Origin of the sequence: Flavobacterium arcticum, from assembly GCF_003344925.1 — a bacterium.
GTDB lineage: Bacteria > Bacteroidota > Bacteroidia > Flavobacteriales > Flavobacteriaceae > Flavobacterium > Flavobacterium arcticum.
Genome location: NZ_CP031188.1, coordinates 197,887 through 224,056, shown reverse-complemented (window position 1 = coordinate 224,056; position 26,170 = coordinate 197,887). Strand labels below are relative to the sequence as shown.

The window sequence follows — 26,170 nt, the reverse complement described above, 5'->3', positions numbered from 1 at the left end:
CATTATTGTTTAGGAATTTTTATATAAAATGTGGTTCCTGTACCAACTTCGCTTTCTAGCCAAATTGAACCATTATATTTTTCAGTAATTTTTTTTACAATACAAAGACCTATACCTGTCGATTTCTCACTATTAGTAAGTGATTGGAATATTTTAAATATTTTTTCCTGATTCTCTTTAGCTATACCAGGACCATTATCTTTAACAAAAAAGGTGTTATAGTCTTTATGCTCCTTAACACCAATTTCTACTATTCCTTCGGGCTTGTCAATATAGTTTACAGCATTACCTATAAGGTTTTGAAAAAGCTGTTGTATTCTGTATTTATCAGCATTTATAACAGGTAATGTGTCTTGAATAGAAACTTTTATATGCGTAGGGATATCAATAATACTTATAATACTATTTACAATGTCATAAGTATTTACACTTTCTGAACGCATATTTACCGTATCAATTTTAGAGTAGGTAAGTATTCCTTGTATAAGGTGATCCATTTTTTCAATCTTACCTTCAATCATGCTAAGGTACTGCTCTGTTTCTTCAGATAATTTATCAATATTATCTTCTCTTACCCATGCTATAAGTGAGTTTATACTTCTTAATGGCGATTTTAAATCATGCGATACTATTTGAGCATAATCTTCTAGTTCATTATTACTCTTTTCTAGACTAGCAAGCAATTCTTCTTTTTGAGTTTCCATTATCTTTTTTTCAGTAATGTCTTCCTCTATGGCAAAATACCGCGATATTTCTCCAAATTTATTATATAATGCTTGTCCTTGTATTTTTATCCAATATTCTTTGCCACTTTTAGTATAGTTAATAATTTCGCAGTTAAAAGGCTCTGCCTTTTGTATTTGCATTGCAAGATATTTTATTGTTTCGGGATCAGTTTTTGGTCCCTGTAATAAATGTCCTGGTTTTTTCCCTATAAGTTCTTCAATACTATACTCAGATATTTTAGTAAAGCTAGAGTTTACCCATTCAATTCTACCATCGTTATCGCATATTACTACGGCATTAATGTTCTTTTCGGCAATAAGAGAAAGTAATATAAGCTGTTCTTCTCGTTCTTTCTCTTTAGTCATGTCTTCTATTACTGCAAAATATTGTAGTAATTTTCCATCGTCATCATATATAGGCTGTCCTTTTGTTTTTGACCAAAAGTAAGTACCATCTTTGCGTCCGTGTGCAATTTCTACATCAAACGCTTCTCCTTTATAGAACAGCTCACTCATTTTATCTAGAGCTTCTTTATCTATAGCATCACTTTTGCCTACCTCTATAGGGCTTTTACCTATTATTTCTTCTTTACTAAACCCTGTTATAGCAAGATAGGCGTCATTACACCAAAAAATTTCGGCATTAGGGTATGTAAAAACAATAGCATTTTTATTAGCACTTGCTACAAGTGATAACCTGTTAAGCTCTACTCTATCTTTTTTTAGCTCTTCTTTTTGAGCTGTATTAATAGCAAGTAAATCTTTAAGTTCGTGAGTAGTAATTTCCTGCTTTTTTAATATTTGCAGTAAATCAAGTTGAGGGTCGTAGTTAGCAAAATCAAATATGGTAAGGTTTCTTTTTTTTACATCTTCTATAGATGTTAACCATGGTGAACCTACAAATACATACATATCATCCATAGCCTCAAATTGCCCTCGCATTAAAGACTCTGCATTACCTACATATTCTAAAATTACAAGTTGGTTTAAATTATCAGCTATTACCTCTATAGTTATGCTCTCTGAAAACGGTCGTTTTGAGTGAAAAAATTGAGATAATTTTTCATCTTTTTTTAAAGAAGGATATACGTTTTGAATACTTTTTCCGTACGAGCGTATTACTAAGTTATTATCTAATAATATATAGAAGGGGAATATTTTATTAAAGCTTTCTTCGTTAAAGGTAAAGTTATATAATTGCATATTACCAACATATTTTGAAAATAGATTCTTTATCTGTTTTGTCTTCTGGGGTAATAACTTCTACATTAGGGTTTTCTTTAAAAATATTCATTAACCCAGTAAGATACCCTTTTATGAAAAATAACATTCCTGGTGTAGTAGAAATATAATGTAAAAGTATACAGTTATTTTCGATACTGCTAACCCTAAATTCAGGTGGCGTAAGTTCAGGATATATTAGCATTATCCTATTATGAAAGTTAGGCAGGTTAATTAAATAATTCCTTAAGTTATTACCTCTAGATTCCATAAATACACTATAGTTTTCACTAGTAGCTTTAATAATATACTCTCCGAAATCAAAAAGAACCTCTTCTAAAGGTTTGCCTGTATGTTTTGTTGTTAATACAGCAAGTTTATAATTAGTAGCATCACTATAGGGCTGTTCCATTAAAGAAAAATCTATGGTGATATTACCATCTTTCTCTATTGTTTCCCATTTTGCGATACCATAGCTATTAACTATATATTCTTTTATAGATTTATAAGTGATTCCGTACATTGTAATATTTATAGTTGTTTAATTACTGAGAAATTAACTCATTGTTACTCCAGTAGTCAATTAATTTTTTTATGCGATTTACATAATCTTCGTACTTAAGGGGTTTTATTATATAACCCGCGATGCCTATTTTGTAGCACTCCATTAAGTCTTTATGATTATCTGATGTTGTTAATATGATTGCAGGAATGTATTTAAGCACATCATCTTGTTTAAGAATAGTTAAAAACTCTATTCCGTTAATTTTAGGCATGTTAAGGTCAAGCACTATAATATCTGGTACAATAAGCTGTTCTCGAAGTATTACTAATGCTTCTTCTCCATTATTGGCTTCAACTATTTTATGATTCGATTCCATGTTCTTTAGAACTCGATTGAATTTCATCACTTCGATAGCATCATCCTCTATTAATAATATATTTAACGATGTTGACATAAGGGTGGATTTAATCAAATGTAAAGGTACAGTACACATATTTTTTGGGGTATTGTTTATCGACGATATAACGCCAGCTGTCGACGAATGGTTAATTAATGGCGTTGAGTAGTTTTTCGAGTAATTTTCTTATAAAACAACTACTCTTTTATAGTTTTAAATAAAGGGGTTCCAGTTATATTCCATTTTAATCGAAACCCGAACTCAGTATAGGTAAAGCCTGCTGCTGTTGCCGAAGCAATGTTACTATGGAGCCCATATATATCGGCAACTAATCTGCTAGAAAATTTATAGCCTAGTTTTGCTTGTAATCTATAAGTTCCTTGCTTTTCATCTTTCTCTATATATTGGTATCCTGCAGCAACATTTAGTCCGTAATAAATACTTTTATTTTCTGCGGCTTGTTCATCTTTTAAGAAATCTACAAACACCTCAGCAAGATTAAATCGTTTTGGGCTAAAGTAAATTTCAGGTACTCTTTCTTTAAACGAAATATACTGATAGTTAATACCACCTTTTAATACTGGTTGAGAGAAAAAACTGTAGTACAATGACGTGAATAATAAATTACGCTGGTTACCATCAGATTGTGTTGTGAAAAAATACTGAGTAAACCATCCTAACTTAAAATTAGTACTAATGTTATAGTTCATGTATAAATTATCAGCGGTAATTTCTTGGTCAGTAAGATCGGCATTAAAGTTCTGAACATCTCTTTTATAACCTGCCTCTAAGTCTTGCAGTTTAAAAGGTTTTGCTTTAAAAAAGGCTTCTACAAGTACTTGGCTGTAACTATTATTAAATGAACTTACCGATGTTGTACCCAATACAGCATTAAAGCTAACCTTTGGGTGAAACTGGTAGTGTACAGCTCCTTTAGCATCATTAGATTCGGCACTGCGTCCTGTTATGTTATTTTCTGTTTTCCTGTAGCGATAATGTACCGCAGCCGACCATTTGGTGCTTAACGGGAAATGTAGGCTAGTAGTACTAAAATAAGCTTTGTTATCGCCATTATCATACGAGTATCCTGCTTTTTCTTCTATGTAAGGAGAGTATATAATATTTAATTTTTCTAAAAATGTTACTGCATCTTTTTGACTTTCAAAAATATCTAATGTTTTATTTACGGCTATATAAGCATTATCAGGATCGCCATCAGCAAAGTGAGCATTGGCAATACCTAGGTTACCATCAAAGGAAAGCGAATCATTAACCAATATGTTTTGATAATCAGCAATACTTTCTTTAAAATCACTTCTATACATGCCTAGTGTTGCCGATAGGGCTAACATACCATTATCATTAGGATATTTTAATTTTTCTGTTGCAATAGCTTCCTCTGCAGCTTTATATTCTCTATTCCATATCAATGCTTGTATATAGCGTTCATTTGTTTGTTTTATCAATTTTTCATCACCGTGTTTTTGTGCTAGTGCTACAGCTTTTATAGCCCATAGCATTGCTTTTTTATCATTAGTGTCTATATGGTCTGCCAGCGCATATCCGCTAAAAGCCACTATACTATCGGCTGTATTAGTAGCCATTTGTTGGTAAGCTGCTTTGGCTTTGTCACCTTCTTTTGTAATAAGGTATATATTAGCCTTATTAAGTAGTGTGTCTTTATCATTAGGAAAATCGACAAGATTATCATCGAGTAAATTTATAGCGCTTTCATAATCGCGCATCTGCACCATCTTTGCAGCATAGCCTAATCTAATGTATTTTCTAGAAACCATTGCATTAGGGTTCTTTGGTGATACTGTTAAGGCACGATTCACATAGTCTAAAGCTTCAGGATACTCTTTTAAGTTAGATAATGTATTAGCATAACCTAACAATGCAGGGAAGCTCTCGGGGTGCTGTGTTACCAGTGTGTAATAATAACTTTTAGCATCGGTATAGTTTTTATTCCAGAGTAAAGACTCGGCATAGTTAAGTTCTATTTCAAAGTCGCCTGGATATTGTTCTAGCATATCACTAAATAACTCATTTGCTTTCTCGGGGTCGTTATTTAACCCTAAAGCACGAGCATAGCACAAATTGGCTGTTTTATTGTCAGGATATGTTTTTAATACTTCTTTAAAGAATACTTCTGCTTTTGCAAATTCACCTTTTTCAAGATTGGTAAACCCTTCCTGCATATTTTGTGCTCCTATAGTATAGCAGTACATAAAAGCAATTAAAGTGTATATGTTTATTAAATATTTCATAGTAGTTGGATTTCTTACTTTTTAACTATTGCAATTTACTCACAAAGTGCGAATATTTCATCTACAGTAAAGTGCCGTTCGGCAGATATAAGCTGTGTTTGATAGAAACCACGAGATTAATTTTTCCTAAACTTGAGTGTTTGCTGCTAAAAAGCGAACTATTTAGCGGTGTATCTCAGTATTTTTATGCTTTAAGTTGTTACATACTCTTACCTATAGTTATAAGCAGCTCATCTATAGTTAAATGGCTTTTAACGAAGATATTACAGAATAATAGTTGTCTATTGGATATTTGCAGTATAAAATCCAAACTAAAACATTTCTGTGATGAAAGCTATTCAAACCTTTTTACCAACATTGCGAAACCTTACTAAAGAGCAGTCATTCATGTTAACTATACTTGTAGTGAATGGCGGTAACTACTTATATAATTTACTATTGGGGCGTATATTAGGTCCTGCCGCATTTGCCGATGCTGCTGTACTTATCACGTTTTTGCTTATAGTATCGTTTATAGGTATGACATTTCAAATAGTAACGGCAAAATATGCAGTACTATTCCACGAAAGTAAGTTTACCTTATTTATGCGATGGATGTCGAAAAGAGCAATTATAATAGGTACGCTGGCAGGGATAGCCATAGCGGTATCATCGCAGTATTTACAAACTGTTTTTAATACAAAAAGCTCTTTAATGTTTATCATATTTGGGGCGGGACTCCCTATCTACTTTATTATGAGTATAAACAGAGGAGGGTATCAGGGAAAAGATGATTTGAAAAAATTATCAATAACCTATCAGGCAGAAATGATTAGTAGGCTCTTTATTACATTAGCGCTACTATTTGCTGCCAGTTTTATAAACACCTCTGTACTGGTTTCGGTAGGTATTTTATTATCCCTGTTTTTCGGACTTATTCCTTTTAAGCGAAGAGTGATTATAAACACAACAATAGCACAAGCTGAAAAACTGGATACAAAACCAATAGTCACTTTTTTTGTACTTACAGCTTTTTATGAACTTACACAGATAATAATAAATAATAGCGATATACTATTAGTCAAACATTATTTTGAGAGTGAAGAGGCAGGATTATATGCTTCGCTGGCACTCATAGGCAGAGTAGTCTATTTTGTAGCTTGGATGTTTGTAATGCTATTACTCCCTAAAGTAATACGCTTAAAGAAAGAAGGAGTTGATACAAAACCCATTTTGTTAAAATATGTGGGTTATATAACAGTGCTGTCAACAGTTATAGTGCTAGGAGCATTTTTATTCCCTACACTAGTTGTGCAACTTATGTTTGGTAACGATTATATTGCTATAGCACCTTTATTATGGCAGTATGCACTGGCAACTTCAGTTTTTGCAATAGCTAATATTTTTGCTTATTACTTCCTTTCTATAGGGCAATATTTCCCTGTAGTAGTATCAGGTTTACTGGGCTTAACCCAAATAGGGCTTATTGTGTTTTTTCACGATAGTTTAGAGCAAGTAGTACAAGTTCAGATTATGGCTATGCTTATCCTTTTTTTATTTCAGTTATGTTTTTTCTTTTATCACGGTAAAAAGAACACTCACCTTAACTAAACTTCCACTCATCGAAAATACACCCATAACACTCTATAGGTGAATTAAATTTGACCTAACAAACTTAAAAAATTACCAATTATGAAAGTAGCAGTAGTAACATCGTTTCCGCCAAGTAAAGTGACGCTAAATGAATATGGTTATCACTTGGTAAAGAATTTTGTAAATGAAGAAGAGGTTAGTGAGCTGGTTTTACTTACCGATAAAACAAAAGCTCCTAAAGAACTCGATTTTGAGAATAGTGATAAAGTAAAGGTAAAAGAATGCTGGTCATTTAATAGTTATAAGACCATAGTATCTGTTTTTAGAGCAGTACTATCAGAAAAGCCCGATGCTATACTTTTTAACCTACAATTTGTGAAATTTGGAGATAAAAAAATACCAGCAGCTTTAGGGCTATTATTACCAATGTTATTACGTTTTGCAGGTTTTAAAACCGTAGTGTTATTACACAATATAATGGAAACGGTAGATCTTGAAGAAGCAGGTTTTTCAAACAATAAGTTCCTGAAAAAAATATATTCATTTATAGGCTCATCTATAACACGTTGTATCCTTAAGGCCAACGTTGTGGCAGTTACTATTACAAAATATGTAACAATACTAAATGAAAAATATAAATCGAATAACGTGGTTTTAATTCCACATGGCTCTTTCGAAACTGTAAAAGCCCCAAATTTTACGTTACCGGAAGGGCCTAAAAAAATAATGGCTTTCGGTAAGTTCGGAACCTACAAAAAAGTTGAAATAATGATTGAGGCTGCCAAAATATTGCGTGCCCAAGGCATGAATGATATAGAAATAGTTATAGCTGGTACCGATAGTCCTAACACACCAGGATATCTAGAAAGTGTAAAGCAAAAATATAGCGATGTAAAAGGACTTGTATTTACAGGTTATGTAGAAGAGCATGATGTAGAGCGTATTTTTACAGAGAGCACAGTGGTAGTATTTCCTTATACAGCAACTACAGGTAGCTCAGGGGTGCTGCATCAGGCAGGTAGCTATGGTAAAGCAGTAGTAATGCCAGATCTTGGTGACCTTGCACACCTTGTTAAAGATGAAGGTTACAGAGGGGAGTTCTTTAATCCTGATAATACTGCATCATTAGCCTTAGCAATAGGAAGTATATTAACAAATGATACTTATAGACAGGAAATTGCTATGGCAAACTATAATGCTGCACAGGCACTATCTATGGATAAAATAGCAGCTATGTATTTGCAACAGTTTAAAGCGTTACAAGGCAATAAAATGGAGAAAGAATTAGTAAGTGATATGTAAGTAAGAAGGTTTTTTATTGCCTTTAACATCTATAAACCCGAACTCTTTTTGTTTGTTTCTTACCCATGGTTTTTTTCCTACTACAGCAGTGGGTACGCTACCAAAGTCATAAAGCGTCCAGGATATAAATGCAAGTTGTTTTTCTTTAAAAATAGCTTGCATTTTTTTATGGAATTCGGCTTGGTCATCTTCATCTTTACCAAACCAATTCCAAAACCCGTTATAAGATGATACTCCAAACTCTTGTAATATAACAGGCTTTTTGGTTGCATCTTGCAACACATCTTGTTTATCAGAAAAATACTTAATATCCTGGTAGTAATGGTAGGAAACAAAATCGACCAAGTCATTAAGGCGTATAGCATCATCCGTATTCGACCAGCCTATAGTTACTAAGTGATTAGCATCCCATTGTTTTACTAACGGAATTATATTTTTTAACCATGCTAAAACATTATTTTGCCCTCTGCTTTCAAAATCAAGATCGGGTTCATTTTTTATATCCCAAGCCAATATTGCTTTATGGTCTTTAAATGTGGTTATAATTTTTTCGGCATGACGATGGGTAAGTGTCCAGCTTTCTATAGAATAATCACCATAAAAATCGAATAGAGTAACTACTACTGCTAGTTGTTGTTCTTCAGCTAAGTCTAATACTTTTTCTAGCTTCTCTATCTTTTCAGGGATGATATCTGCTTTTCCAAAAGCTTCATAAGGCACAAAAATACGTATGGTATTTAGTCCAGCATTTTTAATAATATCAAAGTCTTGGGCTATGGTATCAGTATTAAACTTTTCGCCATACATATCCCATGGCGAATTTTTAGGGTAATAGTTTATTCCTTTAATGGTAAACTCATTATTGTTATTTAGTATTTTTTTACCTGATACCGTATATATTGGCTTAGCAATAGCTGCGTTATCTGTCACGGTTTCTTTGTCTATACGCTTTATATGGCGTATGCGCCAAAAGCCATCTTCTAGTAGCATCAATACTTTGTAAGTAGCCGTGTCTTTTATAGATGAAATTAATTTCTTTTCCTGAAATATATTTTGATATTCCACTACATTTTTATCGGTAAATACCACCAGTTGCCCATCAGCACTATAAAACTCCAGCTTAGGGTTGTGAGCGATGGTAGTACTCTCTATTGTAGTATTTTGTTTTGTGTTATGGTCTATAATTTTATAGAGGTTTACTCGCGAACTATCGGTGTAAAAATCGGCAATGCCTTCTTTACTATTTGTCTTAAAAGCATTATTCCTAATGTGCCATGCAAAAAGATAGTCTTTCTCTATTTCAGAGAGGGTTTGTTGCTCCATCTTACGTCCAGGGTTCTCAAGGCTTGTCCATTTTACTTTAGGCAAATAAGTATTTACCGTTTCTTTTTCCAAGTGTAGCATCGAGGTTCTTTCTGCGCCTGTGTTCAGGTAGCCCAGTATATTACTCAAACCAAAAAGTAGAAGTATATTAATCCCTACAAAAGAGGCGAGCAATAGTATTTTATATATGTTTTTATTATTTACCTGCATTGTAATGTATTATTTCCGTTGTGACTGTATTTCCTAAAGCGGTAATGGCAAAACTGTATTCTTTCTCTTTATACACTTCTTCCGATAGTGTAAACGCTGCCATACCCTTGCGGGTATATTCGTTACTACTGTCTACGAGCTTACCTTTATGATATACCTGTAGTGTTACCGTTGTACCATCGGGAGCAATTTGGTTCATAAAACTATTAATAGCTCCTACTGTAACAGTACGTTTATCGTCAGATAAGGTATAGTCTATCGAGGTCTTTACCTGTTTATATTTTATATTTACGGTATTACTTTCTGCCATACCGTTTATGTAAGCTTTCACGGTATAAACATCGGCGTGTTCAGGGCTTAGTATATCTGCTTGTGCAATACCTTGCACGGTATTCCCGTATGTTTTTAAAACAGCATTTTCGGTAGTAGTAGCTATATAAGTAACCATCGTGCCATCGCCTACCGTGTTACCAAATTTATCTTTTATAATTGAAGAGGTTAGTGTAGTAGCTTGATTACCATCGGAAAAGGCGTGATTTCTGGTGTAATCAATTGTAAAGTTGGTGGGTATGGTGGCATATACATCTGTTTCGGTTTCCTTAGTTTCTTTACCCATACACGCTACCGATGTAATTATCTTTCCTGCTTTTTCGGGCGAGTAGATGCGTTTCCAACTTATAAAATCTTTAGTAGGTATGCTTTGCTCTGTAATATTTTCTAAAAATTGTGTTTTTATGATAGTAGGAGTGTCATCGGGTTTTGGGTTGTCATAACGGTCAGTCGGTATACTCACCATCATAGTATAATGACCATCTCCGGCAGGCATACTCCGTGGTCCTAAATAATTTTCTATACGTATATCATCTTCAGGAATAATATCAAAATTACCTTTATGTATGTGCTTATCATTCCCTATAAGCACCCACGATATATATCCTGCCTTTTGGATATAGAATTTAGGGACTATATAGTTGAGTGTGTCATTACTTTTTGTTGCATTTAGCAAAACGCTTCCGTATGATGATTTTAGTAATAACGAAGTTACTACATTAGATGATGATTTGAATGTAAGCATTATTGGGCTACCTGCTTTATACGTTTTTTGTTGAGTAAGTAATGAGAAAGTAGTGACATTATTTTTTTCTCTCTTATTTATAAAAGAGAGCAGTAAGACACAGCAGCCTACTAAAAAAAATGTTATGTATAGTTTCTTTCTCATTATCTGGGGTTGCCGATAAAGTTGTTTAACTCTGTTTTTATGTACGAATAGCCTTTACCATCTACCTTTTGCAATCCTATTTTTTGATGTTCATTAATTCTATCGGGAACAATAGTATTTGCCAATTCTTTATTTTGTAAACCATTTACAAAACATTTTTCTAACGATTCGTTTAATATGGTCGTATCAGTAAGGTCTAGTAAAGGGTAGGTAAAATGTTGCTTGCGCTGTATACGTACACCTTCTTCAATATAAAAATGATCAATATATATCAGTTCCTTATTTTCATTATAGTACGAAACAAGTAACTCGGGTACTGTTACCTCTTGCAACCCGAAGTTATATAATGTTCCTGTAAGTTTGTTATCCGTAATTTTTAAGTTGGTAATACTCACATCAGTATAAAGGTCTTTAGTAGCCACATTACCTGCACTCTGTATATTAAAACTTTGTGGTACACTATCAATAGTAGCAGGAGCATACTCATCAGGATTAAACGTTTCGGGTTTAACAGATGTTTTATCAATCCAAGCTATATCTTCAAAGTTGACTTTAAAGCCTGTAACTTCTTTAGGTAATAATTTATGCTTAATCACATTTTTAGCATTAAATGTAGCTACTTTATTATTGTATTTATCATATAATGTAGCTTTCAGTACCACGTCGGCAGGTATATTATCAATATTCTGTATTTCGCCTATAATCATGTACTCATTATTATATTGTATCAGTTTAGCCGAAAGTATTTCGAGTTCAGGCTGTTTCAAAACATCTTCATGATGCGTTTGCTGTGTGGTTACTCGTCGTCTTCCTTGCTTGTAGTACAACGTTTTATTATCACTTATAAACTGATCTGGCGGAATATCGGGGTCTTTTTTATTAGGTACTATATACCACTTTCCTTTTATTTTTTCGACAGAATGAATATTCTCAGTATTAATTATTTCGAGAGGGGTTATCCATTTTATTTTGGCTTTAAGTTTTACTTTTTTACTACTAGACTCTATCATTTCTATGGTAATGCCATCAATTTTGCCATACGAGTTTAATATCCCATCAGATACTGAAAATTCTAGTAAGAACTGTGAAACAGGGTAATTTTCATCGGGTACAATATACGAATATGCTTTATTGAACTCTTTAAAGTCTAATGCGTCATAATATGCCTTTACTACATTTTTAGCACTAACTTGCGATGCATTGTGCAGGTATATAAAGTAAAGACTTATACCCGTAATAATTAGGACTATTACTATCCATAATTTATTAATCCATAGTAAAGGTTTAGAGAAAATATTGTAAGACACACTATACTTAAAAAAAGCAGGCTGGGGGAGTATTCGTGTTTTTAAAGCCTGTAGCCATATTAATTGAATATTCAAGAAAAAGGCAATAACCACAGTGAGTAAGGGTATAATGCCCCACATGAGCTTTAAATATACAGGAACTTCATCTTTTGGGAGTGTTTTGGGCAGGGGTTGTACATTTAGTTTTTCCCACACCATAAGCCCGTTTTCAAGTTGGCTAAGTCTATGCCATCCGCAAAAGTAGAGTATAGGGTCATAAAATTTATCGTTAGAGAAAACATACTTCAAGTTATACTTTTCGGGTACGGTTAAAAATTGCTGTAATGAGCCAATACCTTCCAGGCCTCTAAATTTAGAATTTTCTAATCGTTCTACTGCGCGCGATGTCAGCTCGGGCAATCGTCTTGCCGAGTGGTAGTTACCATCTACCGTCATGGCATTGGTTTGGGTAGATAAATATGCCATTTGGTCGCCAAAGCCCAATGGTAAAAATCGCCACTTATCATGCTGGTCTTGGCTCAGGAAATTAACTATGGGCAGCATATTTATTTTTTGTGGCTGAAACGGTCGGAAATAGCCAAGACTTACTGTAAAAAATGCCATAAAAAGGAAAGCTCCTGCAAATAAGCCTCCTACAATGCGGTGGTATAGTGTACCGAAACGTTTTTGCAAGGTCTCTTTAAGATCGCCTTCAGAGAGGCGATATACAAACTCACCCATCATGGGTAGGCTCATAATAGAGCCCCATAGGGTAAAGCGGTCTAGTGTAAGTATATTAAAAGCGGTTTCACCTAATATTTTTAGTGGTATTGGGGTAGTTCCTCCTGTACCTAATACGGTAAGTAATGCTAGAGATAGCCCAAAAAAGATATATCGTTTACTAAAGTACCTATAAAAAATATAGGGTAACAAGAATAGTATAATACCCCAAGGGATAATAAAAAACATTAACCCCGATGAGGTTACCTCTATAAAGTTATCACGACTGCCATGCGGTATGGGTACTTGGGTAATCGGGTTTTTTTTAGAGTTTACCCAATACGGTAAAATACAAAATACGATTAAAAATAGAGAGCTTCCGCCAAATAGTATAATACGCTTTAAAGAACCAAAGAGGCTTTTAAAAAATAATCTAAGAGTAACTTCTTTATAACTGTTTACTTTATCGCGTGCGCCGTCCATTACTGCCATTCCAATAAGCGGAAATATAAAAAATATCATCCCAAATATAGGGGTGACATGATGCGATGTAACCGTTACTGCTATAAGAGAGAGCGATGTAAACAAATATCGCTTTCTACCTGAGCGCAGCCAAAGATAAATTTCGGGCATGGCGTGCATGAGTACCGATATGCCTATAATACTGGGCAATTGCCCAAATATATGTAGTGTTTCGACAAAAGAGGAGGAGAATACTGCTATTATAGATGCATATCCAGCAACAGTTCTATTTCCAGTAAGGAGTAATGTAAATCTAAACGCACCAGTAATAAATAGTATTACTCCTATAATAGCAACGCTAAACAAGCCAAATTTTAACCCACCTATGTAAGAAAATAAGGCAATAGCTTGATGTGCTAAGGGCGGATAGCCCATTACTGTAAAGCCCGTATACCAACTATAGCTCCATGGTTCCCACCAGCTATTGGCATAATGGTTGGCAAAAAACATATGTATTAGCGCATCATATGTATTCTCTAATGTAAAGAGTATCAATACAGAATGGAAGATAACCCCTATTAAGAGAGCCGAAAGTAAATATTTATTAGTGGTTTCTTTCACGTTGCAATTATCGTATAGAGTAAAGATAACAAATATAAGATGTTAACATAAAATGATACGTCTAAAGAATATGACCATTCATCGACATAAAACAGGTTATAGTCTAAATTTGAGATTAACTACTTGTTATTCAGTGTATATTTGCATCAGAAATCATAACTAAAAAATACCAACCATGAAAATTTTAATTGTAGATGACCAAGAATTAGTACTTCTGTCTTTAGAAAAAGCCCTTACTGATCAAGGGTATGAAGTAGAAAGAGCTAATAATATAATTGATGCCGTAACAAAGTTTGATGATTTTGCTCCAGATTTATTAATTGCAGATATGAATATGCCTTCTGCTCCCGAAGATGAAAAAGGGTATATGAATATTACATTTGATGAAAAAGCACCAGGATTAGATCTTATTAATTATTTAAGAAATATAAGAAAAGATGCTACCCCTATAATGATATTATCAGGTAACCTTGATGAAGAAATTATAGAAAGAGGCTTTGAACTTGGCGCTAACGATTACATGAAAAAGCCATTAAGTCTTAACGAGATTGCTATTCGTGTAAAAAGATTAATAGGTGGTGGTAGTAATATAAAGCGTGCTGATACAAAAGAAAAATTTATACAAGAAACATGTATAGGTGTGGTTATACCATGCTATAATGAGGAAGAGCGTTTGTTGGGAGATGATTTTAAACGATTTGTAAATAAAAATTTAGGGTATCATTTATGTTTTGTAAATGATGGTAGTAAAGATAATACACTAGAAGTGCTTAAAGAATTACGAAAAGGTAATGAAGATCACATAAGCATATATGACTGTGAGAAGAATGGCGGTAAAGCAGAGGCGGTAAGACTTGGTATGCTACATCTTGCAGAACAAAGCCAGTTTGACTATATAGGTTTTCTAGATGCCGATCTTTCTACAGATTTTGCTGATTTTCAGGATTTGGTAAAAACAATTTCAAACTCAGACTATCAAGTAGTAAGTGGTTCTCGAATTTCACGCATAGGTGCCGATATTACAAAAGAGTCAGCACGTAAAGTAATTAGCATGAGTATAAATTTCATAATCAGGAAAACATTGGGTATGGAGTTTAGAGATACCCAATGTGGAGCTAAAATTATGACCAGAAAAGTGGTTGAAGAAACTTTCCAAAAAAAGTTTTTAACCAAATGGCTTTTTGATGTTGAGATTTTTATGAGAATGAGAAATATATATGGGCTTAAGGAGGCACAAGCAATGCTTTGCGAAAAACCTCTTAATCGTTGGATTCATGCCGATGGTTCTAAGCTATCGTTTAAAGATTCGTTAAAAATAATAGGGCAAATAGGACAAATAGCCTTTCATTATAGATAATATTTCATGATGTTTTTTTAGTTGGTAATTTTGAAAACGCTCGGATGGTAACCGAGCGTTTTTGCGTACATACTGTTTTTCTACTTGTTTATATATTGAGTGAAAACTATGGTTTTAGATTATTTTTCTATGAGTGATATAATCTTTACACTCTAAATAAAAATGCATAAAGGGTTATTATAGTACTTTTGTTGTTTTAGAATAGTATAAAAATGAACCAGCCCATACCTCTAAACTTTCCTAAAAACATAAAACTCACTATAAAGCGAGAAGATTTGTTACACCCTCACATTTCAGGTAATAAATTTAGGAAACTAAAATACAATATACTCGAAGCACAAAAGCAACATGCAACGCAGTTGCTTACATTTGGAGGAGCATATTCTAACCATATAGCTGCTACAGCTGCTGCAGGAAAAGAGTATGGCATTAAAACCATAGGCGTAATAAGGGGTGAAGAGATTGAAGATAAAATAAACGATAACCCTACATTGTGTTTTTCAAGAGAGTGCGGTATGCAATTTCACTTTATAAGTCGCGAAGATTACAGAGACAAAACTAACCCAGAGTATATAAAATCGCTCAAGCAGATGTTTGGCGATTTTTATCTTGTCCCCGAAGGAGGTACTAATCAATTAGCCATAAAAGGTTGCGAAGAAATATTAACAGCAACTGATAATAATTTTACTCATATAGCTTGTGCGGTAGGTACAGGAGGCACTATCTCTGGGATTATTAATACAGCATTACCACATCAAAAAGTTATAGGATTTCCAGCTCTTAAAAATGCAGGATTATCGGTAGATATTATTAAATTTGCGCAACAGGATAACTGGCAGCTTATTGAAGATTATCATTTTGGTGGTTATGGTAAAGTAAATACCGAATTAGTAGGCTTTATAAATGATTTTTTTCAAAAAACAGACATTTCACTAGACCCTGTGTATACAGGAAAGATGGTTTTTGGCGTTATAGATTTAATTAACAACAATTTTTTTCCTGATAATGCCGAAGTTTTATTAATTCACACAGGAGGGTTGCAAGGAATTTCAGGAATGAACAGGGAGTTAACAAGAAAGAAACTCCCTCTAATTAAAACCAGAGATAAATGATAAAAAAGATTTTAGCACTTATAGTTTTAAGTTTAATGGTTAGTTGTGGTTCGTCTTACACCAGTAGAAAGAAAAGCGGCACTGCCAAAACACGTACCTCACGAAAAAGTAAAGTAGCAACTAAACGCAGTGCGGTAACAAGTAATAAAGACAATAGTAACAAGAAACAATCGGAAGTACTTGAATCAACATCAAAAACAGTAGTATATGCCGATGTTGTAAAACAATATATATATGATTTTAAGGATATAGCCCAAAGTAATATGCGTAATCATGGTATACCTGCTAGTATTACATTGGCACAAGGTGTATTAGAATCTGGCGCAGGTAGAGGTACACTATGTGTTACCGCTAATAATCACTTTGGTATTAAATGTCATACAGGTTGGGAAGGCGAAGCAGTGTATCATGATGATGATGCAGAGCAAGAATGTTTCAGAAAATATAATGACCCTGCCGAATCGTATAATGATCATTCGCTATTTTTAACTACACGAGGCAGGTATGCATCCTTGTTTAAATTGGATAAAGACGATTATAAAGCATGGGCGCGTGGGCTTAAAGCAGCGGGTTATGCTACTGACCCTAAATATCCTAATAAGCTAATATCAATTATAGAACGCTATGAACTTGATAGGTATGACGCTGAAGTATTAGGTAACAATTATACACCTAAACCAAGTAATAATGATAATCAAGTAGCCGAAAATACATCTGTGGGAGCAGGTTCACACAGGGTAGAAAAAGGCGATACACTATACTCCATATCACGAAAACACAATTTGAGCGTAGATGAGCTTAAACAGCTTAATGGTCTAAATAGTAATGCCCTTTCTATAGGTCAAGTATTAAAAGTAAAATAAAATGTTATATCAAAGAAGTAGTCGCCTGTTTGCCGAAGCATCTCAGGTAATTCCTGGCGGTGTTAACTCTCCTGTACGTGCATTTAAAGCCGTAGGCGGAACCCCAATTTTTATAAAAGAAGCTAAAGGTCCTTATCTTTATGATGAAGATGATAATAGATTAATAGATTACATTAACTCATGGGGGCCTATGATATTAGGGCACGCCTATGGGCCTGTTGTAAATGCTGTTATAGAGCGTGCTAAGAAAGGTACATCTTTTGGAGCACCTACAGCTTTAGAAACCGAAATTGCAACGCTTGCCGTAGCAATGGTACCAAATATAGATAAAATTCGATTTGTAAATTCAGGTACAGAGGCTTGTATGAGTGCAGTACGTTTGGCACGAGGCTATACAAAGCGCGATAAAATAATAAAATTTGCAGGTTGCTATCATGGTCATTCAGACTCATTCCTAATACAAGCGGGTAGTGGAGCAGTTACTTTCGGTACACCAAATAGCCCTGGTGTAACACAAGGTACAGCACAAGATACACTACTAGCTAAGTATAACGACTTAGATAATGTAGCAGCACTATTTAAAGCAAATCCTAATAGTGTTGCAGCTATTATTATAGAACCTGTTGCGGGTAATATGGGTTGTATTCCTCCTAGTAAAGGTTTTTTAGAAGGGCTACGCAGCCTCTGCGACGCTAACGGTACTTTATTAATATTTGATGAGGTAATGACAGGTTTCCGTTTAGCAAAAGGCGGAGCGCAGGAATTATTTGGCGTAAAAGCCGATATTGTAACCTTTGGAAAAGTTATAGGAGGAGGACTTCCTGTAGGGGCCTTTGCAGGACGTCACGAAATAATGGATTATCTCGCACCGTCAGGACCCGTTTATCAAGCGGGTACATTATCAGGTAATCCGTTAGCAATGGCTGCTGGACTTGAAATGTTGAAAGCTTTAAACACTGATAGTGCCATATACCAAAGGCTTGACGAAAAAACAACTTATTTAGAGAAAGGTATTAGAGAAAAGCTTGATACTACGGGTGTAGTTTATACTATTAATAGAGTAGGTTCTATGATATCAGTTCATTTTGATGCAACTCCTGTAACCGATTTTAGTACCGCAGCTAATGGAGATAACGAAACCTTTAAAAAGTTCTTTCACGGTCTTTTACAAGAAGGTGTTTATATTGCACCATCGGCATACGAAACATGGTTTATTACCGATGCCCTCACTTATGAGGATATTGATTATACTATAGAAGCTGTTGGTAAAGTAGCTAACAACCTTAAATAAAAAAAGCTCCCAATTGGGAGCTTTTTAATTATTGATCTATTAACTATTAATGAGTAAGTATATTCATTAACTTAGGATTCTTGTTTAATTTCTCAACTCTATCGCTAGATATAGTTGCTTCAATTTTTAATTTAATCTGCTCAGCAAGAATGTCTTTACGTTCTTGACTTAAGTTTTTATCAGCAAGAGTACGGTGCTTGTATTCAAAAAGACCTTGAAAAGCTGTTTTTTCATCGGCACTAAGTTCTATAAACTCAGCTAATGCTTTAACATCTTTTGTTCCAGCTTGTTTGATAGCAGTTTCATCTACACTTGTCTGTTGTACAGCAGCTGTAGCTTTTCTCTGTTGTGCATTGGCAGTATAGCCAAAAGCCAGCATCATGGCAAAAAGAGCAATTATTTTTTTCATAGTAACTAATATTTGTTTAGTGTTTATGAAACCAAATCTAATTAAATTTTGAAACAACACAAAACTTTAACATTAAAAAATTACTCTCTATCGTGCTTTTTAAGATTTTTACTTCTTTTTGTTATTTTTTCTTGTTTCTTTTCGCCTATCTCTTCAAATTTTTCAAATTGCTCAGGAGTAAGTATCTTTTTCATCTCTTTTTTCATAGCAATTTTTTCGTCAAGCATAGTACTCTGCATTGCAAAACGCTCATCTGATGTAAGTCTTTCACCTTCTTCTTTTTTTGCTTTGCGTTCTTCCATAAGTTCTTCACGATCGTTACTCTTTTTAGTAAGCAGTTGCTTCACTTCTTTTTGTTGTTTTTCAGTAAGGTCTAACTCTAGGGTCATTTTTTTTGTTTGTAACTCTACTCTTTGTTCAGGAGTTAGTTTTTTTTCTCTTCTAGAATCTCCAGGTTGTGCTATTGCAGATAATCCCATCATCATAACTGCTGCTAAAATCCATGTTCTCATAATATTATTGTTTTAAAGTTTATAAGTATAAGACGTCATATAAGTAATAAGGTTTAATTTATGAAATATTATTTTTTTTAAAAACTTTTGTGAAGTACTTTTGCAAAGTGAAAAAAGCATTGTTCATAGTCGCGTTATTATTGTTGTTAAAGCCGGTTTTACCAGTTTTTGACTACATTGTTAATTATGATTATATAGCCAATGAATTATGTGAGAATAAGGCAGAACCAGAACTTAAATGTAATGGTAAATGTCACTTAATGAAAGAGCTTGCCAAAGCATCAGAGGAAGAAACACCGATATCTGAAAAAAAATCACTACACCACGAAACAGAAGTGCTTTTTTATCAACCGGTTTTTGCTTTTACTTTTAAAAGCGACTTCTCTGCTACTGATTATGTTCAGTCAACGGCATACGCTAATTTCTATTCACACTTGGCTGTAGTATCCGTTTTTCACCCTCCCATTTTTATTTAAGTTAACCTTTATTTTTTCGCAAAATACATTTAGTGTTTTGCAGTAATTGTGTGCGCATTTTTATATTGGGCAACTTAATGTTGTGCCTTTATAAAAGTATCATACCTCATATTTTAAATTAACTTAAATAATAAAAAAACAAAATGAAATTTCAATATATAAAATTCGCTGCATTGTCAGCACTAGCTTTCTGTACCCTTTCATGTAGTAATGATGATGATACTACCGAAGTAATAGGCGGTACTTATGGTGAAGTAGAACTTTACTTTGATAACGGTGTGGCAGGCGATGCTCTTATTTTAGGAAACACCTACACTAATTCTAATAATGAAAGCTTAACGATAAATCGTTTTAATTATATCGTGAGCAACTTTGTACTTACTGATTCCGATGGTAACGAATTTACTTACCCTAAAGAAGAAAGCTACTTTGTAGTAAGCGAAGAAAACGGACTTAAAACTATTCATTTAGAAAATTTCCCAGCAGGAGACTATAAAACTATAAAATTTGGTATCGGAGTAGATGCTCAGCGTTATTTACAAGGCGAAACAGCGCAACAAAGTTTTTGGGATTTAGCTGCTGCCAATGATTTAACATGGACATGGAGTACAGGTTATCGATTTATTAATTTTGAAGGGACTTACACTTCATCACATAACACAGAGGCGCTAGCATACCAAGTACACCAAGGTAGTAATACAGCTACAGATAACTATAGAGAAGTTACTTTAACGCTGCCTACTACGGCACGTGTAAGACAAACAGAAACACCAAGTATACACTTTAAAGTTGATGCTAATGTATTGCTTGATGGTGATGCTAAAATCTCTCTGTATGATAACATTAACCAAGCAGGTACAGCAACTGCAATAATGGGTGGCGAAAACTTAATTACTATTGCAGGTAATTCGCTAAAAATGTTTACGGTAGACCACGTTCATAATGGTACGGGTAGCCACGACGAATAATTTTTTTTAAGAACAAACCTGCCCTTGTATGGGCAGGTTTAAATATTTTATATATGAAAAAAATTATTACGGTCGTGCTCGTGGCATTGTTTGCCATGTCTTGTGCTAATGATGAGGGTTATGAACCTGTAGCCGCTAATGAAAAACTTGATTTTAAAGTTCCTGCTAACTTCCCTGCTTTAGCACAGGATATAGAACATAATTATCCTACGCAAAAAGGATTTGAGTTGGGTAGAAAGCTATTTTATGATGGTCGTTTATCTGGCGATAATACTATCTCTTGCTCTTTCTGTCATGAACAAGCAACCGCATTTACACACCACGGGCATACGTTTAGCCACGGTATATATGACCAAGAAGGTACACGTAATGCACCTGCAGTGCAAAATATGGCATTTCAGTCAGAATATTTTTATGACGGAGCTTCTAATACTATAGATATGCTCTCTATAGCACCCATTCATAATCCTGTAGAAATGGATGAAGATTTAGAAGATATTGCAACTAAGTTAATACAGGATAAAGAATATGTAAAGTTATTTAATGAAGCTTTTGAAGGAGGGCAAATAACATCTGGTAATATACTGAAAGCTTTAGGGCAGTTTATGACAATGATGGTTTCGGCGGATTCGCGCTATGATAAATATGTGCGTAATGAACTAGGCGGAGATCTTAATGAGCAAGAGTTGTTTGGGATGGATGTTTTTCAGCAGAAGTGTGCTTCCTGTCATATTACCGATTTATTTACCGATAGTACTTTTCGTAATAATGGATTACCTCCCAACCCTAACCTTAACGATTTAGGTCGTGAAACTGTTACGGGCTTTGCAACAGATAGATACAAATTTAAAGTACCTAGCTTGCGTAATGTAGAGCTTACAGCACCATATATGCACGATGGACGTTTTGGTTCATTACAATCAGTACTTAATTTTTATGATATGGGAGTAGTGCATTCCGAAACACTTGATCCGATACTTAACAATAACGGAACATTGGGTATATCACTATCAGATGAAGAAAAAGAAGCACTTATTGCTTTTTTAAAAACACTTACTGATGAAGAGTTTATTAATAACCCACTGTTTTATTATCAAACATAATTTGTAATGAAAAAATATATTATACTATTTATAATATTGGTTTCTCAGTTTATGAGTGCCAATACACCACCACCTAATTTTAAGCAATACTTAGACCTCTTTGATGATTGCGATGCTTGTGGTTGCTCAGCAAGTGGTGGGGGTATGGGGTTTAGCTCTATGCTAAATCAAAACTTTGTTGGAGTGCGTTATTTTTATCAAAGTTATACTAGTCGCGATGGGGTTTTTAATAACTCTCCATGGGTAGATGAGAACTTTAATACCATGCAACTTTGGGCGCGCATTCCGCTCTCTGAAAAGTTTCAGATATCAGCACAAGTGCCTTACCATTTTCATACTAGAGAACTTTCTACAGGGCACCAAGAGATAAACGGACTGGGTGATATTACCATACTAGGCTTGTACACGGTATATAGAACTCAAAAGGACTCTACGGTTTACAATCATACGTTACAAGCAGGAGGAGGGCTTAAAATGCCTACGGGCGAATATAACGGAGCTAATAATGGTAGTGTAAACCCGAGTTTTCAGTTAGGTACAGGTAGTTGGGATTATGTGTTGGCAGCTGAGTATGTTTTGAAACGTAAAAAACTAGGTTTAAACACAATGCTAAATTATTCTATTAAAACAGAGAATAGTGATAACTATCAGTTTGGTAACCAATGGAACTATGCTACTACGTTGTTTTATGTAATAGAGCAGCCAAAATATACGCTAGTGCCACAGCTAGGCTTGGCAGGAGAAGATTATGCCGCTAACAAGCAATTTGGAGAAGAGTTGCCCAATACCAAAGGCGATATACTTTTTGGTAAAGCAGGGGTAGAGGCAGGCTATGGTAGTTTCTCGGTAGGGCTTAATGCTATGGTACCTATAAGTCAAAACCTTACAGGTGGTAAAGTTGAGGCTAATTATCGATGGTCAGTTAATCTTAATTATAGTTTATAAATAATTAAAGGCACCAATTTCATTAAAAGAACACTAGTTGTAGTATAAATCTATGAAATTGATGTCTTTTTTTCTAAAAACGTTTTTCAATTTATTAGCGTCATTTCATTTATAGTAAACTCTAGTACAGCACCTTCTGTTGCTTTTATATAGTCTGCTAAATGTGGGGTATTCATATGTTTTTGCCATAATTCTTTATTTGCCCAATTTTCATAGAATAGAAATAAGTTCTTATTTTCATTATCTTGATGTAAATTATAATTTATACATCCTTCTTCTGCTTTTGTAACTTCAATTAATTTTAGCAACTCGGTTTTCACGAGTTCTCTTTTTTCTTCTTTAGCTAAAATTTTGGCTACGATTGTTAATTGTTGATTTGACATAGTTACTTATATTGAATATATTATTTTGTTTTTTGCTATCCTCGCTTTAGGGTTTTTATCAACTTGGTTAGAATCTTCAGTATCTCTATACCCAATAGCAACAGCTACTAGTGTATGATAACCTTTTAACCCTAATATTTTATTGTATTTCTCAGGCTCAATGCCCTCCATTGGGGTAGAGTCAATTTCCATCTCTGCACAAGCACTTAAAAATACACCTAATGCCAAGTAAACTTGTTTGTCAAACCATCTTTTTATTTGTTCATCAGGATTTGGCTTTAAAACCTGATTATAGTAATCAACAGCACCTTGGGGTAGTGTTTCTGCAATTTGATCTTCAAATAATTCTGTGCTATCTATTCTACTAAATACAACTACTGTGTCACAATTAAGAATCTTTTTATCATTAAAAAAAGAGGCTTTTGCGAGTTCGTTTTTAGTCTCTTTATCAGATATAAACGAAAATTTCCAAGGCTGGCTATTTATAGAAGAAGGACTTAGCCTTAAAATCTCTTTTAGCTCTTCGATTTTTTTAGGATTTATTTTTTTTGTGTTGTCATACAGTTTAGTTGTATAACGGTGTTGCATAGATTGAATAAAACTCATATTTTTGTTTTTAAATTAAACTATCCTTTTTATAGCTACAAAACTAATTATAGTTTATTTGCTGTGCAAGAACGGTTAAAAAGTATAGTTTAATTTTTAACTAAATTTTATGAGTATGTATAAAGTAAACGGAAAAGAATATCCTTGTTGTACAAGTGTTACAATGGGAATTATTGGCGGTAAATGGAAAACCGTTATTTTGTATTATTTAATAGATAAGCCTTTGCGATATAGTGAATTAAGAAAAAAAATTGATGGGGTAACCGAAAGAACTCTTAGTTTGCAACTAAAGGATTTAGAAGAAGATGGTGTAATTCAACGAAAGGTGTATACCACAAAACCACCTTTAAAAGTAGAATATTCATTAACTGATTTTGGAAAAACACTAATTCCGTTATTACACACAATTGCAGATTGGGGTGTTTTTGTAGTTGAAAATTATACTGAAGAAGAAGTGAGCGAGGTATAAGGTTCTGTTTTTTACTGTAGTATCTATTAAGTCATAGAGAGTAGATTAAATAAAAAAACAGGTTGTCCAAAGGATAACCTGTTTTGGTATTAATAATATAATATTCTCTAGGATTACTATATTTATTAGTTGATTTCTATAAACAAGCCTTCATCCGTTTTACTAACCTTTACGATGCTTTTAGCAGTCATAGCTTTAATTGTGTTGTCCCATTTCTTACCGCTATAACCAGTTTTTTCTTTTACTTCGCTTAGTAGCATTTTTTCGCTTGCACTATCAATTATTGAGTAGATATTCAGTTCATCAGCAGACATCTCAGGGGCTTTCTTCTCCGGTCGCATTTGCGGGAAGAATAGTACCTCTTGTATCGATGGGTTGTTGGTTAAGAACATAATAAGCCTGTCCATACCAATACCAAGCCCAGATGTAGGCGGCATACCATATTCTAATGCACGAAGAAAATCATTATCTATAAATTGTCCTGCTTCATCATCGCCACGCTCGCTTAGTTTTAACTGAGCTTCAAAACGTTGTCTTTGGTCTATAGGGTCGTTAAGTTCACTATAAGCATTGGCTATTTCCTTACCGCACACCATAAGTTCAAAGCGCTCAGTAAGCTCTGGGTTATCACGGTGCTCTTTACATAGTGGGCTCATCTCTTTAGGGTAATCTGTTATAAAAGTAGGTTGTATAAAGTTGCCCTCACACTTTTCGCCAAATATTTCATCTATCAATTTACCTTTACCCATAGTATCATTTACATCGATACCCATGCCTTTGGCAGCCTCAAATAATTCTTCTTCTGTTTTTCCTGTAATATCAAACCCTGTAAATTGCTTAATAGCATCGGTCATAGTTACCCTTGCATACGGCGCTTTAAAGTTTACTTTATGCTCGCCAAAAGTAGCTTCAGTAGTGCCGTTAACAGCTGTTGCACAGTGTTCAAGCAGGTTTTCGGTAAACTCCATCATCCAGTTGTAGTCTTTATAGGCTACATATATCTCCATTGCGGTAAACTCAGGATTATGCGTCCTGTCCATACCTTCATTACGAAAGTTTTTACTAAATTCATAAACACCGTCAAAACCACCTACTATAAGTCTTTTTAGGTATAGCTCATTGGCTATACGCATATATAGCGGAATATCTAATGAGTTGTGGTGTGTTTCAAAAGGGCGTGCTGCTGCACCACCTGCTATAGGTTGTAATATTGGTGTTTCAACTTCGAAATAACCTTTGTCGTTAAAAAAGTTGCGCATAGCATTAAAGAGTTTTGTTCTTTTTACAAAAACATCTTTAACCTGCGGGTTAACCACAAGGTCTACATAGCGCATACGGTAACGTAACTCTTCATCAGTAAAACCATCAAATACGTTACCATCGACATCTTTTTTAGGTAATGGTAATGGTCTAAGTGCTTTGCTTAATACTGTAAAATCGTTTACACGTACTGATTTTTCGCCAACTTTTGTGGTGAAAAGCTCTCCTTCTACACCTATAAAGTCGCCAAGATCAAGTAGTTTTTTAAAAACCTCATTGTACTTGGTTTTGTCTTCATCGGGGCATATTTCATCTCGGTTAATATACACCTGAATACGACCTTCGCTATCCTGTAACTCTGCAAATGATGCTTTACCTTGTATACGGAAAGACATGATACGACCTGCAATGATAACCTTCTTACCTTCAGTAAAATCATTCTTTACCTGTTTACTGGTATGGTTTACAGGATAAAGGTTTGCGGGATATGGATTGATGCCGAGTTTTCTCAGCGCATCCAGTTTTTCTCTACGAATGATTTCTTGTTCTGAAAGCTGCATGATTATATGAGTTTTTTAAGCTC

General features: G+C 34.3%; 23 protein-coding genes. 11 read left to right on the top strand and 12 right to left on the bottom strand.

Translation table 11 applies throughout. The annotated features are described in order from the left end of the window. Positions 1-2: 2 nt before the first annotated feature. The 4 genes from DVK85_RS00985 to DVK85_RS00970 form a co-directional block, all read right to left on the bottom strand. A complete protein-coding gene (locus DVK85_RS00985) occupies positions 3-1,928 on the bottom strand; it encodes a PAS domain-containing protein (RefSeq protein WP_114676643.1) in 1,926 nt (641 codons plus the stop codon). Position 1,929: 1 nt separating this feature from the next. Continuing rightward, positions 1,930-2,469, bottom strand: a complete 540-nt coding sequence (locus DVK85_RS00980) for a heme NO-binding domain-containing protein (RefSeq protein WP_114676642.1) — start codon at positions 2,467-2,469, stop codon at positions 1,930-1,932. A gap of 22 nt (positions 2,470-2,491) precedes the next feature. Next, on the bottom strand, positions 2,492-2,905 hold the full coding sequence (locus tag DVK85_RS00975) for a response regulator (protein WP_114676641.1): 414 nt from the start codon (positions 2,903-2,905) through the stop codon (positions 2,492-2,494). A gap of 140 nt (positions 2,906-3,045) precedes the next feature. Further along, positions 3,046-5,118, bottom strand: coding sequence for a tetratricopeptide repeat protein (locus DVK85_RS00970; RefSeq protein WP_114676640.1), 2,073 nt, complete (start codon positions 5,116-5,118; stop codon positions 3,046-3,048). A 327-nt stretch (positions 5,119-5,445) separates the two neighbouring features. On the opposite strand from DVK85_RS00970, the gene DVK85_RS00965 reads away from it, so the two are divergent. Continuing rightward, positions 5,446-6,708 (top strand): MATE family efflux transporter, encoded by a 1,263-nt coding sequence (locus DVK85_RS00965; protein ID WP_114676639.1) that lies wholly within the window; start codon positions 5,446-5,448, stop codon positions 6,706-6,708. A gap of 81 nt (positions 6,709-6,789) precedes the next feature. Beyond that, positions 6,790-7,992, top strand: a complete 1,203-nt coding sequence (locus DVK85_RS00960; protein ID WP_114676638.1) for a glycosyltransferase — start codon at positions 6,790-6,792, stop codon at positions 7,990-7,992. Here the strand turns inward: DVK85_RS00960 and DVK85_RS00955 are convergent. Genes DVK85_RS00955 through DVK85_RS00945 form a run of 3 tightly spaced genes read right to left on the bottom strand, consistent with a single transcriptional unit; the run spans position 7,975 to position 13,833 of the window. Beyond that, positions 7,975-9,525, bottom strand: coding sequence for a glycoside hydrolase family 2 TIM barrel-domain containing protein (locus DVK85_RS00955; protein WP_114676637.1), 1,551 nt, complete (start codon positions 9,523-9,525; stop codon positions 7,975-7,977). The two genes, DVK85_RS00960 and DVK85_RS00955, sit on opposite strands and share 18 nt — an antisense overlap. Beyond that, a complete protein-coding gene (locus DVK85_RS00950) occupies positions 9,512-10,744 on the bottom strand; it encodes a hypothetical protein (RefSeq protein WP_114676636.1) in 1,233 nt (410 codons plus the stop codon). The genes DVK85_RS00955 and DVK85_RS00950 overlap by 14 nt, the downstream gene beginning before the upstream one ends. Next, positions 10,744-13,833, bottom strand: a complete 3,090-nt coding sequence (locus tag DVK85_RS00945) for a hypothetical protein (protein WP_114676635.1) — start codon at positions 13,831-13,833, stop codon at positions 10,744-10,746. Before DVK85_RS00945 ends, DVK85_RS00950 begins: the two co-directional genes overlap by 1 nt. 175 nt (positions 13,834-14,008) lie before the next feature. Here DVK85_RS00945 and DVK85_RS00940 point away from each other — a divergent pair, with 175 nt between their 5' ends. The 4 genes from DVK85_RS00940 to hemL all read left to right on the top strand — a co-directional run bounded on the left by DVK85_RS00940 (position 14,009) and on the right by hemL (position 18,456). Further along, the gene (locus DVK85_RS00940; RefSeq protein WP_114676634.1) at positions 14,009-15,190 is read left to right on the top strand and encodes a glycosyltransferase; all 1,182 of its coding nucleotides are present in this window, start codon (positions 14,009-14,011) and stop codon (positions 15,188-15,190) included. Between the two features lie 212 nt (positions 15,191-15,402). After that, positions 15,403-16,302: a 1-aminocyclopropane-1-carboxylate deaminase/D-cysteine desulfhydrase gene (locus DVK85_RS00935; protein WP_114676633.1), complete on the top strand. Its 900-nt coding sequence runs from the start codon at positions 15,403-15,405 to the stop codon at positions 16,300-16,302. Next, on the top strand, positions 16,299-17,165 hold the full coding sequence (locus tag DVK85_RS00930) for a glucosaminidase domain-containing protein (protein WP_114676632.1): 867 nt from the start codon (positions 16,299-16,301) through the stop codon (positions 17,163-17,165). Before DVK85_RS00935 ends, DVK85_RS00930 begins: the two co-directional genes overlap by 4 nt. Position 17,166: 1 nt before the next feature. Continuing rightward, a complete protein-coding gene (gene hemL, locus DVK85_RS00925) occupies positions 17,167-18,456 on the top strand; it encodes a glutamate-1-semialdehyde 2,1-aminomutase (protein WP_114676631.1) in 1,290 nt (429 codons plus the stop codon). 46 nt (positions 18,457-18,502) lie between these two features. Here the strand turns inward: hemL and DVK85_RS00920 are convergent, their stop codons facing one another. After that, positions 18,503-18,865 carry a hypothetical protein gene (locus tag DVK85_RS00920; RefSeq protein WP_114676630.1) on the bottom strand — a complete coding sequence of 121 codons (363 nt, stop codon included), beginning with the start codon at positions 18,863-18,865 and terminating at the stop codon, positions 18,503-18,505. 80 nt (positions 18,866-18,945) lie between these two features. Continuing rightward, entirely contained in the window at positions 18,946-19,377 is a 432-nt protein-coding gene (locus DVK85_RS00915) for a Spy/CpxP family protein refolding chaperone (protein WP_114676629.1), read from the bottom strand. Positions 19,378-19,466: 89 nt separating this feature from the next. Here DVK85_RS00915 and DVK85_RS00910 point away from each other — a divergent pair, with 89 nt between their 5' ends. The 4 genes from DVK85_RS00910 to DVK85_RS00895 all read left to right on the top strand — a co-directional run bounded on the left by DVK85_RS00910 (position 19,467) and on the right by DVK85_RS00895 (position 22,869). Further along, positions 19,467-19,853 (top strand): hypothetical protein, encoded by a 387-nt coding sequence (locus DVK85_RS00910; RefSeq protein ID WP_240339590.1) that lies wholly within the window; start codon positions 19,467-19,469, stop codon positions 19,851-19,853. Positions 19,854-19,996: 143 nt separating this feature from the next. Beyond that, positions 19,997-20,821, top strand: coding sequence for an MbnP family protein (locus tag DVK85_RS00905; protein ID WP_114676628.1), 825 nt, complete (start codon positions 19,997-19,999; stop codon positions 20,819-20,821). A 53-nt stretch (positions 20,822-20,874) separates the two neighbouring features. Then, entirely contained in the window at positions 20,875-21,924 is a 1,050-nt protein-coding gene (locus tag DVK85_RS00900; RefSeq protein ID WP_114676627.1) for a cytochrome-c peroxidase, read from the top strand. A 6-nt stretch (positions 21,925-21,930) separates the two neighbouring features. Continuing rightward, the gene (locus DVK85_RS00895) at positions 21,931-22,869 is read left to right on the top strand and encodes a transporter family protein (protein WP_114676626.1); all 939 of its coding nucleotides are present in this window, start codon (positions 21,931-21,933) and stop codon (positions 22,867-22,869) included. An 86-nt stretch (positions 22,870-22,955) separates the two neighbouring features. On the opposite strand, the gene DVK85_RS00890 is transcribed toward DVK85_RS00895, so the two are convergent. After that, the gene (locus DVK85_RS00890; protein ID WP_114676625.1) at positions 22,956-23,252 is read right to left on the bottom strand and encodes a putative quinol monooxygenase; all 297 of its coding nucleotides are present in this window, start codon (positions 23,250-23,252) and stop codon (positions 22,956-22,958) included. Positions 23,253-23,258: 6 nt separating this feature from the next. Next, positions 23,259-23,858, bottom strand: a complete 600-nt coding sequence (locus tag DVK85_RS00885) for a nitroreductase family protein (protein WP_162845321.1) — start codon at positions 23,856-23,858, stop codon at positions 23,259-23,261. A 115-nt stretch (positions 23,859-23,973) separates the two neighbouring features. Between DVK85_RS00885 and DVK85_RS00880 the strand changes: the two genes are divergently transcribed. Next, positions 23,974-24,327: a winged helix-turn-helix transcriptional regulator gene (locus tag DVK85_RS00880; RefSeq protein WP_114676624.1), complete on the top strand. Its 354-nt coding sequence runs from the start codon at positions 23,974-23,976 to the stop codon at positions 24,325-24,327. Positions 24,328-24,452: 125 nt separating this feature from the next. On the opposite strand, the gene lysS is transcribed toward DVK85_RS00880, so the two are convergent. Continuing rightward, positions 24,453-26,147: a lysine--tRNA ligase gene (lysS, locus tag DVK85_RS00875; protein WP_114676623.1), complete on the bottom strand. Its 1,695-nt coding sequence runs from the start codon at positions 26,145-26,147 to the stop codon at positions 24,453-24,455. Positions 26,148-26,170 lie beyond the last annotated feature (23 nt).

Coding starts and splice junctions, on each gene's coding strand:
- DVK85_RS00985 (WP_114676643.1), bottom strand. CDS start 1,928: ATGCAATTATATAACTTTACCTTTAACGAAGAAAGCTTTAATAAAATA.
- DVK85_RS00880 (WP_114676624.1), top strand. CDS start 23,974: ATGTATAAAGTAAACGGAAAAGAATATCCTTGTTGTACAAGTGTTACA.
- DVK85_RS00965 (WP_114676639.1), top strand. CDS start 5,446: ATGAAAGCTATTCAAACCTTTTTACCAACATTGCGAAACCTTACTAAA.
- DVK85_RS00895 (WP_114676626.1), top strand. CDS start 21,931: ATGAAAAAATATATTATACTATTTATAATATTGGTTTCTCAGTTTATG.
- DVK85_RS00975 (WP_114676641.1), bottom strand. CDS start 2,905: ATGTCAACATCGTTAAATATATTATTAATAGAGGATGATGCTATCGAA.
- DVK85_RS00980 (WP_114676642.1), bottom strand. CDS start 2,469: ATGTACGGAATCACTTATAAATCTATAAAAGAATATATAGTTAATAGC.
- DVK85_RS00890 (WP_114676625.1), bottom strand. CDS start 23,252: ATGTCAAATCAACAATTAACAATCGTAGCCAAAATTTTAGCTAAAGAA.
- DVK85_RS00940 (WP_114676634.1), top strand. CDS start 14,009: ATGAAAATTTTAATTGTAGATGACCAAGAATTAGTACTTCTGTCTTTA.
- DVK85_RS00955 (WP_114676637.1), bottom strand. CDS start 9,525: ATGCAGGTAAATAATAAAAACATATATAAAATACTATTGCTCGCCTCT.
- DVK85_RS00935 (WP_114676633.1), top strand. CDS start 15,403: ATGAACCAGCCCATACCTCTAAACTTTCCTAAAAACATAAAACTCACT.
- DVK85_RS00915 (WP_114676629.1), bottom strand. CDS start 19,377: ATGAGAACATGGATTTTAGCAGCAGTTATGATGATGGGATTATCTGCA.
- DVK85_RS00885 (WP_162845321.1), bottom strand. CDS start 23,858: ATGAGTTTTATTCAATCTATGCAACACCGTTATACAACTAAACTGTAT.
- lysS (WP_114676623.1), bottom strand. CDS start 26,147: ATGCAGCTTTCAGAACAAGAAATCATTCGTAGAGAAAAACTGGATGCG.
- DVK85_RS00950 (WP_114676636.1), bottom strand. CDS start 10,744: ATGAGAAAGAAACTATACATAACATTTTTTTTAGTAGGCTGCTGTGTC.
- DVK85_RS00900 (WP_114676627.1), top strand. CDS start 20,875: ATGAAAAAAATTATTACGGTCGTGCTCGTGGCATTGTTTGCCATGTCT.
- DVK85_RS00970 (WP_114676640.1), bottom strand. CDS start 5,118: ATGAAATATTTAATAAACATATACACTTTAATTGCTTTTATGTACTGC.
- DVK85_RS00920 (WP_114676630.1), bottom strand. CDS start 18,865: ATGAAAAAAATAATTGCTCTTTTTGCCATGATGCTGGCTTTTGGCTAT.
- DVK85_RS00960 (WP_114676638.1), top strand. CDS start 6,790: ATGAAAGTAGCAGTAGTAACATCGTTTCCGCCAAGTAAAGTGACGCTA.
- DVK85_RS00905 (WP_114676628.1), top strand. CDS start 19,997: ATGAAATTTCAATATATAAAATTCGCTGCATTGTCAGCACTAGCTTTC.
- DVK85_RS00930 (WP_114676632.1), top strand. CDS start 16,299: ATGATAAAAAAGATTTTAGCACTTATAGTTTTAAGTTTAATGGTTAGT.
- hemL (WP_114676631.1), top strand. CDS start 17,167: ATGTTATATCAAAGAAGTAGTCGCCTGTTTGCCGAAGCATCTCAGGTA.